This is a genomic window from Pseudomonadota bacterium (assembly GCA_039196715.1).
Taxonomy (GTDB): Bacteria; Pseudomonadota; Gammaproteobacteria; order CALCKW01; family CALCKW01; genus CALCKW01.
In genome coordinates, this window is sequence record JBCCUP010000091.1 from 1 (window position 1) to 16,099 (window position 16,099).

At 65.6% G+C, this 16,099-nt stretch carries 11 protein-coding genes and 1 tRNA gene; 4 read left to right on the forward strand and 8 right to left on the reverse strand.

The window, feature by feature from the left end; genetic code table 11:
- Nucleotides 1-605 (reverse strand): peroxiredoxin (locus tag AAGA11_20290; GenBank protein MEM9605214.1); only part of this gene is annotated, 605 nt, incomplete at its 3' end.
- A gap of 544 nt (nucleotides 606-1,149) precedes the next feature.
- Between AAGA11_20290 and AAGA11_20295 the strand changes: the two genes are divergently transcribed.
- Together AAGA11_20295 and AAGA11_20300 are read left to right on the forward strand one after the other, a co-directional pair.
- The gene (locus AAGA11_20295; GenBank protein MEM9605215.1) at nucleotides 1,150-2,031 is read left to right on the forward strand and encodes an MBL fold metallo-hydrolase; all 882 of its coding nucleotides are present in this window, start codon (nucleotides 1,150-1,152) and stop codon (nucleotides 2,029-2,031) included.
- 55 nt (nucleotides 2,032-2,086) lie between these two features.
- Nucleotides 2,087-2,938, forward strand: coding sequence for a VOC family protein (locus AAGA11_20300; GenBank protein MEM9605216.1), 852 nt, complete (start codon nucleotides 2,087-2,089; stop codon nucleotides 2,936-2,938).
- A 43-nt stretch (nucleotides 2,939-2,981) separates the two neighbouring features.
- Here AAGA11_20300 and AAGA11_20305 read toward each other — a convergent pair whose 3' ends face one another.
- From AAGA11_20305 to AAGA11_20335, 7 genes are all read right to left on the reverse strand, one after another.
- On the reverse strand, nucleotides 2,982-6,566 hold the full coding sequence (locus AAGA11_20305) for a hydantoinase B/oxoprolinase family protein (GenBank protein ID MEM9605217.1): 3,585 nt from the start codon (nucleotides 6,564-6,566) through the stop codon (nucleotides 2,982-2,984).
- Between the two features lie 30 nt (nucleotides 6,567-6,596).
- On the reverse strand, nucleotides 6,597-7,880 hold the full coding sequence (locus tag AAGA11_20310; protein ID MEM9605218.1) for a TRAP transporter large permease: 1,284 nt from the start codon (nucleotides 7,878-7,880) through the stop codon (nucleotides 6,597-6,599).
- Nucleotides 7,880-8,440: a TRAP transporter small permease gene (locus tag AAGA11_20315; protein ID MEM9605219.1), complete on the reverse strand. Its 561-nt coding sequence runs from the start codon at nucleotides 8,438-8,440 to the stop codon at nucleotides 7,880-7,882. The genes AAGA11_20310 and AAGA11_20315 overlap by 1 nt, the downstream gene beginning before the upstream one ends.
- 63 nt (nucleotides 8,441-8,503) lie before the next feature.
- The gene (locus AAGA11_20320; GenBank protein ID MEM9605220.1) at nucleotides 8,504-9,538 is read right to left on the reverse strand and encodes a TRAP transporter substrate-binding protein; all 1,035 of its coding nucleotides are present in this window, start codon (nucleotides 9,536-9,538) and stop codon (nucleotides 8,504-8,506) included.
- A complete protein-coding gene (locus AAGA11_20325; GenBank protein MEM9605221.1) occupies nucleotides 9,535-10,362 on the reverse strand; it encodes a putative hydro-lyase in 828 nt (275 codons plus the stop codon). Before AAGA11_20325 ends, AAGA11_20320 begins: the two co-directional genes overlap by 4 nt.
- A gap of 72 nt (nucleotides 10,363-10,434) precedes the next feature.
- Nucleotides 10,435-11,322: a LysR family transcriptional regulator gene (locus tag AAGA11_20330; protein MEM9605222.1), complete on the reverse strand. Its 888-nt coding sequence runs from the start codon at nucleotides 11,320-11,322 to the stop codon at nucleotides 10,435-10,437.
- 332 nt (nucleotides 11,323-11,654) lie between these two features.
- Nucleotides 11,655-11,731: transfer RNA gene (locus AAGA11_20335), tRNA-Pro, on the reverse strand.
- 400 nt (nucleotides 11,732-12,131) lie between these two features.
- Here AAGA11_20335 and AAGA11_20340 point away from each other — a divergent pair.
- Nucleotides 12,132-14,342, forward strand: a complete 2,211-nt coding sequence (locus AAGA11_20340) for a primosomal protein N' (GenBank protein ID MEM9605223.1) — start codon at nucleotides 12,132-12,134, stop codon at nucleotides 14,340-14,342.
- A gap of 86 nt (nucleotides 14,343-14,428) precedes the next feature.
- Complete coding sequence (locus AAGA11_20345) at nucleotides 14,429-15,991, forward strand: ABC transporter substrate-binding protein (protein MEM9605224.1); 1,563 nt, start codon at nucleotides 14,429-14,431, stop codon at nucleotides 15,989-15,991.
- Nucleotides 15,992-16,099 lie beyond the last annotated feature (108 nt).

Genomic DNA, 16,099 nt, shown 5'->3' on the forward strand with positions numbered 1-16,099 from the left:
ATCTCACCGAACTTCGCTTTCGCGTCTTCGTCGCTCACTGCCGGGGGCACGATGACGTCCTGTCCGAGCGTCCAGTCGGCGGGTGTCGCCACGCCCTTGGACGCGATCTGCAGCGCGTCGAGCGCACGCAGCACCTCGGCAAAGTTCCGGCCCACGGTCATGGGGTAGGTCATCGTGAGCTTGAGCTGCTTGTCGGGCCCGATGATGAACACGGAGCGCACCGTCGCGCTGTCGGCGGGCGTGCGTCCGTCTGGCAGGTAGGCCTCGGCGGGCAGCATATCGTAGGCTTTGGACACCGCGAGAGCGTCGTCGGCGATGATCGGGAACCCGGCCGGTGTACCCGCGACCTGTTCGATGTCACCCTTCCACCGCTTGTGCTCCTCGACGCCGTCTACCGAGACGCCGATGACTTTGGTGTTGCGCTTGGCCCACTCATCCGCGAGCTGCGCCACGGCACCGAATTCGGTGGTGCAGACCGGGGTGAAATCCTTCGGGTGGCTGAACAGGATTGCCCAGTTGTCGCCGATCCACTCGTGAAACTGGATCGGGCCCTGGTCGGTCTCGGCGCTGAAATCCGGTACCGTGTCGTTGATGCGCAGTGCCATAGTCTTGCGTGTCCCATTGCGTGATGTCGCGCGCGCTGACGTGCGCCATCGATGTTGTTGCGTTGTCTGTCTGTGGGGCAGTCCCGGCAGACAGCCGCGACACGCCTGGCTGGCGGCAGGCCGGAGAGACGTGTTCACGGGGGTGGCAATACTAGGTCGCTGTCGCGGTCGATGAGAAAGACTGAAAAGGCATATGTTTATGCGTTGAAGAGAGCGTCTCCGGCGAGACCCCGGAATTCTCACAGACAGGAGGGGTTGCCATCGGGGCCATGCCACAGCCAAAAAAAGGGCACCGATGACCGACGGTTACGCACACCCCTGGCTCTACGTCCCCCGACGGTCCTTGCTCACGTGTTCGGTACAAAGCGCTTCGGACAGAACACCACACGAGACCGGCATCACGAGGCGAGCGGCCTGGCCGCCCGTGCCCGCACCCGATCGGTTTCGGCACCCCAGCACCTGTCCAATGCGATGATGGAGCGGCGGCCGGCGCGCTCGACGCGCCGGCCTGCGATCCCCAGGCACGTGAGTGAGGTCACATCAGATGAAAGTCACACTGCTGGGCACCGGGTCGCCGGTGCCGATGCTGAACCGCGCAAGCGCCGGGTATCTCGTCGAAATCGGCGACGAGATGCTGGTGTTCGACCACGGTGCCGGCGCGCACGAGAATTTCATGCGCGCCGGCAAGCGCGCCGTCGACCTCAACACGGTGTTCTTCTCGCACCTGCACACCGACCACTGCCTCGACTTCCCGCGCCTCGTACACAGCCGCTGGGACCAGGGCGCAGGCCAGATCCCGGACCTCACCGTCTACGCGCCGAAGTACATGCAGCGGATGTCCGACCTCCTGTTCGGCGAGAACGGCGTCTACCACAACGACCTCGACGGCCGCATGCACTCCGCCGGCAGCCAACGCGTGTACCTCAACCGCGGCGGCACGCTGCCGCGCAAGCGCCCGGCACCGAACATCACGGCGCTCTACGACGGCCAGGTGATCGAGAGCGACAACTGGAAGGTCACCGTGCGCAAGGTGTTTCACCAGCCCGACCAGATCGAGCCCTACGGCTTTCGCATCGAAACGGACGACGGGGTGCTGGTCTACTCGGGCGACACCGGGCCTTGCGAGGGCATCCTCGACCTCGCGCGCGACGCCGACCTCCTGATCCACATGTGTTACTTCATCTCCGGCACCTTCACCGAGGACAAGAAACAGACCTCCTCCGGCCACCTCGAAGCCGCGCGCACGGCGGCCGAGGCCAACGTGAAAACCCTGGTCACAACGCACTTCACGCCGCAGATGGACGCACAAGGGGTGAAGGAACGCTGCCTCAGCGAGATGGCCGCCGTCTACAACGGGCGGATCATCTGGGGCGAGGACCTTATGGAGATCCCGTTGCGCCCGAACGCAATTCCGCACATGGGCTGAACCGACAGGACAGGCTCAAAACGGTCCATTCAACGCCCTCAGGGAGACTGAATCCATGATCATGCACATGACACTCGGCAGCAATGACCTCGAGAGAGCCGCGACGTTCTACGACGCCGTGATGCCCGTACTCAACCACGCCCGCGCGCCCATCGGCCTGGCCAACTTTCTCGCCTACGCGTCCGTTTCAGGCGAAAGCAGTGGCGCGGATACCGGTCAGATCGAAGCGACCGGCCGGATCGCGCCATTCCTGTGCGTGTGCCAGCCCTATGACGGCCAACCGGCGAGTCGCGGCAACGGCTTTCACATCGCTTGGGTCGCGGCTGACAAGAGCGCGGTCGATCTTTTTCACGCCACTGCGCTTGCCAAGGGTGGCAGCGATGAGGGGGCCCCGGGACACCGACCGCGCTACAGCGAGGACTACTACGCAGCCTACGTGCGCGACCCCGACGGCAATAAACTGCAAGCCGTGTTCTATGAGCGAGGCCGAGCGGCCGGGCCCGGCGGTTCGATTTTGTCGCATGTCACCCTGCCGTTCGACGACCTGCAGGCGGGTTTGGCGTTCTATGAGCCCGTCTTCGCCACCCTGGGCATCAGCCGGGCCCCCGGCAACGAGACGCCCGGCGAGGACTACGCTTTTTCCCGAGGCGGCGCGGAGCTGCCCGTTGCCTATGTGCAGCGGCCCTTTGACGGCGAACCCGCCGCCCGCGGAAACGGCCAACATGTCTCCTTCTTCGCCGAGACAAGCGCCCAGGTCGACCGCTTTTTCGACACCGCACTCGCGCTCGGTGCCGAAGACGACGGCCCGCCAGGCAACCGCCCGGCCTACACCCAGCCCTACTACGCCGCCTACGTGCGCGACCCGGCTGGGACAAAGATCCAGGCCGTGTGTAAAACCGGGCAGTAGTCGGGCGTCAGCGCGACGCACGCGACACCTCACCCAGCGGTGTTCAGCGTCGCCCGAAACCCCCACCAGACGGCGTGTGCATGACAAACACGTCGCCGGGGTACACCTCGTTCTCATCGACACCCCGGTGCTCGACGACGCTGCCGTCGGCCCGTTCGATCCACTCTTTGCCCACGTCCCCCGGCTCCGCACCCCGTTGGGCGAACGGGCGCACGCGGCGGTGTGAGCACAGCGTTGTCACGGTCATCTGCTCGTGAAAACGCATGCGGCGCACAATGCCGTCGCCGCCCGTGTGCTTGCCCTGCCCGCCGGAGCCGCGCCGGATGGACAACTCGTCGAGCTGAACGGGGAAGCGAAATTCGAGCACTTCGGGGTCGGTGGAGCGTGTGTTGGTCATGTGCGACTGCACTGCTGAACAGCCGTCGAAATCCGGCCCGGCACCGGTGCCACCGCAAATGGTCTCGTAGTTCTGGATACGGTCATTGCCCCAGACAAAATTGTTCATCGTCGCCTGGCTGCCCGCCATAACACCGAGGGCCGCCATCAGCGCGTTGCAGGTCAACTGGCTCACCTCGGTGTTGCCCGCAATCACGGCGGACGGGTACTGCGCGTTGACCATCGAACCCTCAGGCGCAATCACCTTGAGCGGTTTGAAACACCCCTCGTTCAGCGGAATCGGCGCGCCCACCAACGTCCGAAACACGTACAGCACCACCGCGTGGCACACCGACAGCGGCGCGTTGTAATTGAACGCGTTGGCCGCGGTGCCGGCGAAGTCGATCTCGGCTGAGCGTGCCGTCTTGTTTACCCGCACGGCAACGCGAATGAACTCGCCGTTGTCGAGCTCGTAGTCGACGCTGCCGTCGCTGAGCGACGTGATCACCCGGCGCACGCACTCCTCGGCGTTGTCCTGCACGTGGCGCATGTAGGCGTGCACGGTGTCGAGGCCGAACTGCGCAATCATCCGCTTCACTTCGCGCAGACCGGTTTCGTTCGCGGCGACCTGGGCCGCGAGGTCCGCCAGGTTGTCGTCGATGTTGCGGCAGGGGTACCGACCCGACGCCAGCAGTGCGCGCGTCTCGGCCTCGCGAAAGGCACCGCCGTCGACCATCTTGAAGTTGTCGATCAGCACGCCTTCGTCTTCGATGTGGGTCGAGTCCGGCGGTGCCGACCCGGGCGTGCGCCCGCCGATGTCCGCGTGGTGGCCGCGGGACGCGACGAAAAACAACGGCGCCGTGCCGCCATCGTCGAACACCGGTGTGACGACGGTGATGTCCGGCAGGTGTGTGCCGCCGTTGAACGGGGCGTTGAGCACAAACACATCCCCGGGCTTCATGTCCGAGTTGAGTCGGATCACCGTGCGGATCGATTCCGACATCGACCCGAGGTGCACCGGCACGTGTGGCGCGTTGGCCACCAGGCCGCCGGTCGGGTCGAACAGCGCACACGAGAAATCCAGGCGCTCCTTGATGTTGACGCTGTAGGCCGTGTTGGCGAGCGTCGCGCCCATCTGCTCGGCGATCGACATGAAGAGGTTGTTGAACACCTCGAGCATGACCGGGTCGGCGTCCGTGCCAATCGCCTCGCGTTGTGGCAGCGGCACCGCGCGCGTCAGGATCAGGTGCCCGTAGGCGTTGATCTCGGCCTGCCAACCGGGCTCGACGACGTTGGTGCCCGTGGCTTCGGTGATGATGGCCGGGCCGACCATCGTCTGGCCGGGCAGCACCGAGGCGCGGTCGTAGAGCGGGATGTCCTGTGCCGTGCCAGCCAGCGTCGCGCGCACGCGGTCGACCGGTTCGGCCGCGGTGTGGCTGAGGTCGAGCGTGTGATCGGGGATACTCGCAGCCGTGCCGATGGCTTCAACGGCCAGGGCTTCGAACACCAGCTCGCGGTCGCCGCCATCAAACCCGTAGCGCGCCTGGTGCGCGGCCTTGAACCGCTCACGCAAGTCTTCCTCGGTGCCGAACGCCACCTCCAACGCCTGGTGTGACCCCTTGTGGCGCAGGAACACACGGTACTCGTTGCGAATCTGGTCACGCGCGATGCCTTGCGAGACGACTTCCGTCGCCGCGTCGTCCGCAAGCGCGCACAGCAGACCCTGCGCCTCGCCGATGTCGGTCATCGGCCGCTCGAACTGGCGCTCCCGCAACGCACGGATCTCGGCAAGGCCCATGCCGTAGGCCGACAACACGCCCGCGAAGGGGTGGATGAAGACCGTTTGCATGCCGAGCGCATCCGCCACCAGGCAGGCGTGCTGCCCGCCGGCGCCCCCAAAACACTGCAGCGTGTAGCGGCTGACGTCGTAACCGCGCTGGACCGAGATTTTCTTGATCGCGTTGGCCATGTTCGCGACCGCGATGCGCAGGAAGCCCTCGGCCACGTCTTCCGCGCTGCGCGGCGGCTCGCCGGTCGCCTCTGCGATCTCCGCAGCCAAGCCGTTGAACTGCGCGTGCACCGCGTCGACGTCCAGCGGCTCGTCGGCATTCGGGCCAAACACCGACGGGAAATGATGGGCTTGCAGTTTACCGAGCAGGACATTGCAGTCGGTCACGGTCAGGGGGCCGCCGCGGCGGTAACACGCGGGCCCGGGGTTGGCCCCGGCGCTCTCCGGGCCGACCTGAAACCGGCCGTCCCGGTAGGAGAGGATCGACCCCCCGCCCGCGGCGACCGTGTGGATGTTCATCATCGGCGCGCGCACGCGCACGCCGGCGACCTCGGTTTCAAAACTGCGTTCGTACTGGCCGGCGTAGTGGCAGACGTCGGTCGAGGTGCCACCCATGTCAAAGCCGATCAAGCGGTCAAAGCCGGCAAGTGCACCGGTCTTGACCATGCCGACCACGCCGCCTGCGGGGCCGGAGAGGATCGCGTCCTTGCCCTGAAACAGCCGCGCATCGGTCAAACCGCCGTTCGATTGCATGAACATCAAGCGCGCACCGTCGGCGCCGCCGAGCTCGTCGGACACCTGGTCCACATACCGCCGCAGAATCGGTGACAGGTAGGCGTCGACCACGGTCGTGTCGCCGCGGCTCACGAGCTTCATCAGCGGTGAGGCCCGGTGGCTGACCGAAATCTGCCCAAAGCCTTCCTCGGCCGCAATCGCCGCCACGCGGGCTTCGTGATCGGGGTTGAGGTAGCCGTGCATGAAGGCTATGGCGACGCTGTCGATGCCGTCGGCCCTCGCTGAACGCAGGGCCGCGCGCGCGCCTGCTTCGTCCAGTGGTCGAAGGCACGCACCGTCCTTGTCGAGGCGTTCGTCGACCTCGAAGACGCGCTCGTACAGCAACGTCGGCAGCACGATCTCGAGATCAAACAGCGTCGGCCGCGACTGATAGCCGATCCGCAACAGGTCCCCGAAGCCCTGGGTGATCATCAGCAGGGTCCGGTCGCCTTTGCGCTCCAACAGCGCGTTGGTCGCGACGGTGGTGCCCATCTTGACCGCCTCGATCACGCCGGCCGGTATCGCGTCACCGGCGTGCACGCCCAACAGCTCACGGATCCCTTGCACGGCCGCATCACGGTACTGCTCGGGGTTCTCCGACAACAGCTTGTGCGTCACCAAGGCCCCGTCCGGGCGGCGCCCGACGACGTCGGTGAACGTGCCACCGCGGTCAATCCAAAATTGCCACATCAGTTTCAATCCGTCTTTCGGGGGCCCGAATCAGTAAAAGAGGCCGGGTAGCCACAACGCGATGTCAGGGAACACCAGCAACAACGCAATCATCGCGACCATGGTGACCACAAAGGGCGCCGCGCCGATCATGACATCGGACAACTCGCCGCGCTCGCGGACGCCCTGCACCACGTAGAGGTTGATGCCGATGGGCGGCGTGATCAGCGCGGTCTCGAGCAGCACCATCAGGAGGATGCCGAACCAGACCGGGTCAAAGCCGAGCGCGATGATGATCGGGGCGATCAAGGGCGCGGTCGTCAGCAACATCGACAGCGTTTCCATGAAGCAGCCAATCACCAGCAACACCGCAATCAGAATCAGCATCGTCTGCATGGGCGTCAGGCCGAGCCCGGTCACGAAATCAGCGAGCGCCTGGGTCAGGCCGATCACCGACAACACGAAATTCAGGAAGATCGCCGCGAGGATGATGAGAATGATCATCGAAGTCGTGCGCATCGTCCCTTCGATGGCCGCGCGCAACATGGCGATGCTCAGCGTGCCGTTGGACCACGCCAGCACCAGCGCCGCGATCACCCCGAGGGCCGCGGCCTCGGTCGGGGTGGCCACGCCGGCGTAGATCGACCCCACCACCACGACAAAGATGCCGATGGGCGGCAACAGCGCCGGCAGCACCGCGAACCGCTCGGCCCACGTCGCCGTGACCCGCACGCCGCCCCATTCGGTTCGCACAACGCAGAGGATGACCACCGTCACCATGAACAACATCGCGAGGAGAAAGCCCGGCACAAAGCCCGCGAGGTAGAGTTCCGGGACCGACGTGTCGGTCAGCAGGCCGTAGAGGATCAGGTTGATCGACGGCGGGATCAATATGCCAAGCGTGCCACCCGCCGCGACGGTGCCGAGGAACAAGCGCTCGTTGTAGCGTCGTTCGGCAATCTGCGGAATCGCCACCGTGCCGATGGTCGCCGCCGTGGCGACAGACGAGCCCGAAGTCGCCGCGAACAGCGCGCAGGATCCGGTGTTGGCGTGCATCAAACCGCCCGGCAGCCAGCCAAGCCACTTGACCATGCCGTCGTACATCTTCGCTGCAATCCCGGAACGCAACAGGATCTCGCCGAGCATGATGAACATCGGGATGGCCACCAACAGAAAATCCTTGCCGGTCTGCCACACCATGTCACCAATGGCCCGGTGCAAGGGCATGGGGCTTTCGAGGTACTGCATGCTGAGGCCCAACCAGCCGAGGGCCGCGGCAACGGGCACCGCCGCCGCAATCAGGCACAGCAGAATGAAAAGCGTTTTGGTCAGCATCAGGTCGTCTCGTCCTGGATCTGCTCGTCGAGCGTTTTGACGCCGATCAGCCTTTCTGTCGCGGCCGGGTCGCCTTTGAGCAGGTTCCAGAGCGCGGCGACGAACAGCACGATGCCGCACAGCACGAAAAAACCCCACCCGAGCAGCCAGGGAATCTGGGGAATCGCCAGAGGGGTGCGCAGCGGTGTGATCGAGCGCGACCCGTATTGCAAGGTGTCACCCACCAGCGCCCAGGCCTGCCAGCCAATCACCGCGGCAAAGCCGATCAGCAGCGCCAGGCCGAAGAAGGACAGGGCGATGCGCGCGCCGCGCGGCAGCACGACCAACAGCGCGTCGACCCGGATGTGTGCCCGCTCGAACAACGCGTAGGCGAAGCCGAGTGAGGTCGCGACGGCGAAGGCGTAGCCCGAGAGCTCGTCCGCACCGCCGATGGAGGTGTTGAACAGCTTGCGCAGCACCACTTCAACGGTGACCAGCACGGCCGAACCGAGGATCAGTGCGCCGCCGATCCAGACGAGCACGCGGCTGGTGCGGTGTAGGGCAGAGACGAGCGATTGCATGGGCGTGTCCAGGTGCGGGGTCCCAGGTCGCCCCGGTGTGGGGCGACCCGTTCGGGCGGAGCCTTACTCGGCCGACGCGGTGAGGCCGAGGATGCTGCCCACCGTGTCGTTCCAGGCGGCCGCACAGTCCGCACCGCAGCGGTCTGCCCAACGCGCCAACACCACCTCGGTTGCCAGGCGATCGCGTGTCGCGATGTCGTCGGACGACGGCTCGACCAGGGTCATGCCACCGGGCTCGGAGGCACAGTCGGTCGACGTCAGGCAAGCCACGGCGGTCACATCCTGGCTCGCGTTGTCAGCCCAGAGCGCCTCGTTCAGCTTGGTGACTTCAGCAGACAGCAGTTCCTGCTGCGCAGGTGACATGGCGTTCCACTTGTCGAGGTTCATGGCGCCGAAGGCGATGCCGAAGCCGACGCGCAGCGTGTAGGCGTGCGTTGCGACCTGGTACCACTTGGCGTTGTACGCCGAGGTTGTGCCGGTGATACCGCAATCGACCACCCCTTTCTCCAGGGCCGGAATGACCTCGGCGAACGGCACGGTCACGGACACACCACCGACCGCTTCGACGAAGTCGCCGAGCGTCGTCGAGTAGACGCGGATCTTCTTGCCTTTGAGGTCTTCGATGCCGCCGACCTCACCGTTGCAGTAGAGGATCTGCGAGGGAAAGGGGTACAACATCATCAGCTTGGCGTTGTAGATGTCCGCGAAGGCCTTCTCCATGATCGGGAAGTAGGCCTCTTGCACCTGCCGAGAGGTGTCGAAATCCTGAATGATCGAACTCAGGTCCGAGCCCTCGAACACGGCGTTTTCCGCCGCGACGTAGCCCGGCAAACCGAACGCGAAATCGAACACACCGTTCTTGACCAGGCGCATGATCTCGAAGCCGCTGAGCCCGAGCTCGGTCTGCGGTTTGATCTGGCCGACAATCGACCCGCCGGACACCTCGGCGATGGTTTCGTTCCAGAATGGCCCCTCGTGGCTGGCGTAGTTGGGCAGCGAGCCCCAGGTGCCAACCGCGTTGATCACGGCCGGTGTCTCGGCGCTCGCCATGCTTGCGAGACCGAGCGCGAGGGCCGCAGCTGTCATGACTTTTCTCATCGTACTCTCCTGTTGGGTGTTGATTGGATGAACGCGTTTTCCGTGTCATCGATGTCGGTGATCAGCATGTGACCCGGTGCGTGGGTCACGACCAGCGGCAACCGGGCGTTCGCCAGGGCGTTTTGCGGTGTGACACCACAGGCCCAGAACACGGGGACGCCCTCCCCGACCGGCGGGTCGCCCCAGTCGGGCTGATCGAGGTTCGCGATGCCGAGGGCACTCGGGTCACCGACGTGCACCGGCGCGCCGTGGGCCCAGGGGAATTTCGCCGAGGTCGCTTCCGCGAGGGCCACCTGGGCCTCGGGCACGCGCCGCATCGACACCACCATGCCGCCGCGAAAGGGGCCCGCGGGCGTGGTCTCGACGTGCGTTCGGTACATCGGCACGGTGCGGTCGGCATCGATGTGTGCCACCGGCACACCGCGTTCACGCAGCGCAGTCTCGAAGGTAAAGGAGCACCCCAGGGCGAAGGCGACCCAGTCCGCTTGCCACAGCGCGGCGAGGTCGGTGACAGTGTGCTCCAACTCGCCGTCGCGGTAGACGTTGTACCGTGGCACGTCGTGTCGAACGTCGATGTCGCCGAGCGCCGTCCAGTGCGGGTCGCCGACGTCGGTCCGGCCGACCAACGGGCACGGGCGCGGGTTCCGTTCGCAGTAGCGCTCAAAATCCGCAGCGTGTTCCGCCGGCAGAATCACAAGGTTTGCTTGCAATTTGCCGGGCGCCAGTCCCGCCGTGTGTCCGTCGTAGTCGCCGGCGCGGATCGCCGCACGCACAGTCGCAACGTCGCGGTGCAACAGACTGGCGTGGTCAGCGTTTGAAGCCATGACTCCCCCCGGCGAAAACCTCAGAACAGGCTAGTTGCCGGTGAGAGATAAAATCAAATTAGAAATACTGATCTATTTTGATAGAAATATTTTATGGAATTCACGGGCGGTGCCGGCCGCAACCTCGGCCGCCTGGCGACAAAACGCGGCATCGGAGCCCGCCACGAACGCCGCACTGAACTCGAGCGGTGACGGCTGGATGTCGAGTTCAATGCGCTCGATATCACCGGCAGACAAGAACGGTTCAGCCGGTATCAGCGGCAAGGCGCCGATGCCCAACCCCATTGCGACCATGCGGAACCCGGCCGACAACGAGGTGGACGGGAAAAACGGCACGGTCGGGCCGTAGCGCTCGAGCACTTGCTCCTTGAGCTCACGGTGCGGGCGAGTCGACCGGGAGAAGGTGATGATGGGGTCTCCCGCGTCTGGCGAGAGGTCCGGACAGCCAGGCGACCGGAACCACCCCATGTCAAAACGCGGCAAGCTGAGGTTCTCGACCCGGTAGTCGGACACCGGCCCCATCATCAGCCCGAGGTCGATGCCGTTGGCCAACAGGCGGTCACGCAGGCTCAACGAATCATCGACGTCGATTTCGACACTGACGTTGGGGTATTGCGCGCGCAAGTCCTGGATGAAGTGCGGCAACCAGGTCTGAACGATGGTTTCGGACGCGCCGATACGAAGCAATCGGGCAATACCGTCGGCGGACGAGACGTCGCGCTCGACCAGGCTTCGCAACGACAGAAATTGCTCCGCGTACCGGACCAACACGGACCCACGCCGCGTCAGTGCCATCTTGTCGGCACGGTCGAACAATGGCTGGCCAACCGCCTCTTCGAGTGACTTGATGCGGGCAGTCACGGCCGGTTGCGTGAGGCTGAGTGACTCCGCCGCCTTTCGAACACCACCGGATTGAACCACCGCCAGAAACGCGCGCAACTGATCAAGCGTGACGTTCACCGTGCCCTCATTCGCGCGGACGCCGAACAGACGCGTTCGGACCGGCGCGGGTACCGCTGGGCAGCACCGTCGTGCGCCCGCTGCAGGGCAGGACGCAGTGCACGGTGCAAGACCGGGGGCGGTGCAGTGAGAGTTTGGGTGTGCAGCGTGGCTTCCCCGCAATCCGAGGGTGTCGCAGCGTCTGCAGTGGCTGCGCTGCCGGGACCCGACTGCCGACGTGACGCCAACCCGCGACGAGTCGGCGCCGCGGTGCCGGGGTGGGCCCCACAGTCGAGGCAAATGCAGCCGAGCTCGGGTCGCGGCCGGCGAGAAAGCGGAAACGGACGCCGTGGTGGTCGGGGTGAGAGGATTCGAACCTCCGGCCCCTGCCTCCCGAAGACAGTGCTCTACCAGGCTGAGCTACACCCCGGGCCGAGCCGAGCATCATAGGGCACCCGACCCGGCCAGCGCAATCACAGAGACAGCGGTGGGCGCAGAATACTGCGTTGAGGTCGCACGGCGCCCCGCGATCACCGTTTTGGCCGTTTGGCAAGCCTTTTTTTATTTTTATTCACACGCAGCGGCCGGCGTCAAAAAAACAATCGCTTTGTAAGTGTTGCTGAAATGATTCACCAAGATGTCTTGTATCCTATTGATATTTATCATATTCATGAAATGGTCACTTTTGAACCACCTCGATCGCCGCGCGTCAAAATGGCCACTTGCGCGCACAGTCCGCAAGCCATCCACAAAGTTATCCACAATTTCTGTGGATGATTTGGCGCGGCGCAAGCGGCTGTACACGGGCACCGATGTGCTGTAATGGCGCGATGCCACACCGCACCATCCTGCGTGTCGCGGTTCCCGCCCCGCTGAGCACCCTGTTCGACTACGCCGCTCCCGCCGAGATGGGCACACCACCCGCCCCCGGCACCCGGGTGCGGGTGCCGTTCGGCCGCACCCAGAAGCTCGGCGTGGTCATCGGTGTGGTCGACCACACCGAGGTCCCGGTCGACAAGCGCCGCGCCGCGACAGCGGTGCTGGACGCCGCGCCCGCGCTCGAACCGGACCTTCTGAAGCTCGCCAACTTTGCCTCGCGCTACTACGTGCACCCGATTGGCGAAACCGTCCACCACGCCCTGCCGGTCGCGCTGCGCGACGCGACCGTGACACTCGACCGCCGCCAACCGGCGTGGCAACTGACCGAGGCCGGGCGCAGTCTCGACACCGTCGAGCGCACGCGCGCGCTGGCCCGCGCGCCGGTGCAGGCGCGCGTCTTCAAGGCCCTGCACGCCGGGCCCCAGCCCGCGGACACACTGCGCGCAGCCGCCGCAAACTGGCGCGACGCCGTGCGCCGCCTCGGCGAACGGGGCTGGGTGGAGGCGACCGAGCTCGACGCCGCTGGTCCACCGCCGGTCTCACTCGAGCGCACCGCGCCGCAGCGCCTGAATCCCGAGCAGGCCGAGGCCGTCGCGGCCGTGGCCGCGTGCTTCGGTCGCTACCAGCCGGCCTTGCTCGACGGCGTGACCGGCAGCGGCAAGACCGAGGTGTATCTGCAACTGATCGACGCCGTGATCGCTCGCGGCCAGCAGGCGCTGGTGGTAGTACCGGAGATTGGCCTGACGCCCCAGCTCGTGCGGCGGTTCACCGCGCGGCTGCAACAGCCGGTGGCGGTGATGCACTCGGGGCTGAACGACACCGAAAGATTGCAACGCTGGCACTGGGCTCGGACCGGTGCCGTGCGCGTGGTGATCGGAACGCGCTCGAGCGTGTTCACGCCACTGCCCGACCTCGGCCTGATCGTGATCGACGAGGAACACGACCTCTCGCTCAAGCAACAGGACGGCCTGCGCTACCACGGCCGCGATCTGGCACTGGTGCGCGCGAGCGAACGCGGTGTGCCCGTGCTGATGGGGACTGCAACCCCGTCCCTCGAAACCCTGAGCAACGCGCGTTCGGGCAAGTACCTGCACCTGCACCTGCGCCAGCGCGCCGGAAAGGCGGTGCCGCCGCGGCTGTCGCTGGTCGACGTGCGGCGTGGCGCCTTGCGCGCCGGCCTCGGCGATGCCTTGATCGCCGCCATACGCAGCCACCTCGAGGCCGGCAACCAGGTGCTGGTGTTCATCAACCGCCGCGGCTTCGCACCGGTGGTGGTCTGCGAAGCCTGCGGCGAAGCGGTCGACTGCCAGCGCTGCGACGCGCACCTGACCTGGCACCGCAGCACGCGACGAATGCACTGCCACCATTGCGGCGGCGAACGCCCCTTGCCGGCGCTCTGCGAACACTGTGGCGAGCCGGCGCTGACGCAGGTGGGCCAGGGCAGCGAGCGCGTCGAAGACGAGTTGCGCGCGGTGTTCCCCGACCACAGCGTGTTGCGCATCGACCGCGACAACACCCGGCGCAAGGGCGCGCTCGACGCCGCGCTCGAGCGCGCCACGCGCGGCGAGGCTGACATCCTCGTCGGTACACAAATGCTCGCCAAAGGGCACCACTTTCCCAAGGTCACACTGGTGGGCGTACTCGACGCTGACGGCGGGCTGTACCGTGTCGACTTCCGCGCCGCCGAAACCCTCGGCCAAACGGTGCTGCAGGTGGCGGGTCGCGCCGGGCGCGCCGAGCAACCGGGTGACGTGATCATCCAGACGCGCCTGCCGGAGCACCCGCTGCTGCAGGCCTTGGTGCGCGACGGCTACCCCGCGTTTGCCCAGGCGCTGATCGACGAGCGGCGTGCGAGCCAGTGGCCGCCGTTCGTGCGGCTCGCGTTGGTGCGCGCCGACGCAACCGGGCCCGACGCGGCGATGGCCTTCCTGAACGACGTGCACGCGCTTGGCGTGCAGTTCGATGGCGTGCTCTGCCCGCCGCCGGCACCGGCACCCATGGAACGCCGTGCCGGGCGGTACCGCGCGCAACTGTTACTCGTCGCTGACACGCCGCGCGACCTCGTCAACGCAGCGACACGGCTGCGCCGTGCAATGGAATCGTTGCCTACTCAACGGTCGGTGCGCTGGTCGATTGACGTCGATCCGGCCGACCTTCTCTGAGCGCGGCGAGCGCGCCGCCGCGTTGGACATTCCCGTGGCACCGCCCTACTCTGGCCGGGCATACTTCAAGGACATGGGAATACCACATGACACCCAAGACCCTCGCGGCCGCTGTCGCGCTCGGCCTGGCGCTGAGCGGCGCGGCTTACGCTGAAAACACCTTTCGATGGACCTCCTCCGGCGACGCGCTGACCCTCGACCCACACTCGCAGAACGAAGGCCCGACCATCGTCATGAACGGGATGATCTACGAGACACTGGTCACCCGTGACGCCACCATGGCATTGCAACCCGAGCTCGCCGAAAGCTGGGAGTCCGCCGCCGACGGCTGGACCTTCAACCTCCGCCAGGGCGTGACCTTCCACGACGGCTCGGCCTTCACTGCCGAAGACGTGGCGTTCAGCTTTGACCGCGCGCGCGACGAAGCCTCGGACTTCAAAGAGCAGATCAAGAACGTGCTCAGCGTCGAGGTGATCGACGACCACACCGTCAAGCTCATGACCGACGGACCCAACCCGATTCTGCCGAACCAGCTCACGTCGCTGTTCATGATCGACAAGACCTGGGCTGAAGCCAACGACGTCGTCAAGCCGCAGAACTTCGCCGGCGGCGAAGAGAACTACGCCCAACGCAACACCAACGGCACCGGCCCGTTCAAGTTGGTCAGTCGTGCACCGGATGAACTCACCGTGCTCGAGCGCAACGGCGACTGGTGGGGCAACGACCAGTTCCCGGGCAACCTCGACCGCATCGAGTACCGCCCGATCGGCAACGCCGCCACCCGCGTCGCCGCGCTGCTCTCGGACGAAGTCGATTTCGTGCTCGACCCGCCGCTGCAGGATCTCAAGCGCATCGAAGCCACCGACGGCTTGATGGTGTCCACGGTTGCACAAGTTCGCACCATCTTCCTCGGCATGGACCAAGGCATCGCGGAGCTGCGCTCGTCGAACATCAAGGGCAAGAACCCCTTCCAGGACGTGCGCGTTCGGGAGGCGATGAACCTCGCGATCGACAAGGAAGCGATCAAGCGCGTCGTCATGGAAGGCCTGTCCTTTCCGGCCGGCATGATCACCTCACCCGGTGTACTCGGCAACACCGACGCACAGGATGAAGTGATCAGCTTCGACCTCGCGCGCGCGCAGGCGCTGATGGGTGAGGCCGGCTACGGTGACGGTTTCTCGGTGCAGCTCGATTGCCCGAACAACCGCTACAACAACGACGAGAAAATCTGCCAGGCGGCGGTTGCCATGCTTGCGAAAATTGGTATCGACATCAAACTCGACGCCATCCCCAAGGCACAGCACTTCCCGAAGATCCAGAACCGCGTGTCCGACTTCTACATGCTCGGTTGGGGCGTGCCGACACTCGACAGCCACTACGTCTTCTCCTACCTGCTCGACGGTGAAGGCTCGTGGAACGCGACCGGCTACAGCAACGACAAGGTCAACATGATCACCCAGGCGATCACGACCGAGACCGACATCGACAAGCGCACCGGCATGATCGACGAGGCCTGGACTCAGGTGAAGACGGACATGCCGTACATCCCGCTGCACCACCAGGTCATCGCCTGGGGCATCAAGGACGGGTTCGACGTGCCACAGGGCTCTGACGACGCCGTGCGCCCGCGCTTCATCGTGGCGCAGTAAGCGCGACGCGTGACCCCGTGCGCCACCGCCGACCCGGCGGGGGCGCCCGGTTTCCCGCACTTCGGTAAATCGCGAACGTGCTGTTCTTCATCGCGCGCCGGCTGGGCC

Excerpts from the sequence above, each read along its gene's own strand:
- AAGA11_20345 (MEM9605224.1), top strand. The coding sequence starts at position 14,429 with ATGACACCCAAGACCCTCGCGGCCGCTGTCGCGCTCGGCCTGGCGCTG.
- AAGA11_20340 (MEM9605223.1), top strand. The coding sequence starts at position 12,132 with ATGCCACACCGCACCATCCTGCGTGTCGCGGTTCCCGCCCCGCTGAGC.
- AAGA11_20325 (MEM9605221.1), bottom strand. The coding sequence starts at position 10,362 with ATGGCTTCAAACGCTGACCACGCCAGTCTGTTGCACCGCGACGTTGCG.
- AAGA11_20305 (MEM9605217.1), bottom strand. The coding sequence starts at position 6,566 with ATGTGGCAATTTTGGATTGACCGCGGTGGCACGTTCACCGACGTCGTC.
- AAGA11_20315 (MEM9605219.1), bottom strand. The coding sequence starts at position 8,440 with ATGCAATCGCTCGTCTCTGCCCTACACCGCACCAGCCGCGTGCTCGTC.
- AAGA11_20295 (MEM9605215.1), top strand. The coding sequence starts at position 1,150 with ATGAAAGTCACACTGCTGGGCACCGGGTCGCCGGTGCCGATGCTGAAC.
- AAGA11_20310 (MEM9605218.1), bottom strand. The coding sequence starts at position 7,880 with ATGCTGACCAAAACGCTTTTCATTCTGCTGTGCCTGATTGCGGCGGCG.
- AAGA11_20320 (MEM9605220.1), bottom strand. The coding sequence starts at position 9,538 with ATGAGAAAAGTCATGACAGCTGCGGCCCTCGCGCTCGGTCTCGCAAGC.
- AAGA11_20300 (MEM9605216.1), top strand. The coding sequence starts at position 2,087 with ATGATCATGCACATGACACTCGGCAGCAATGACCTCGAGAGAGCCGCG.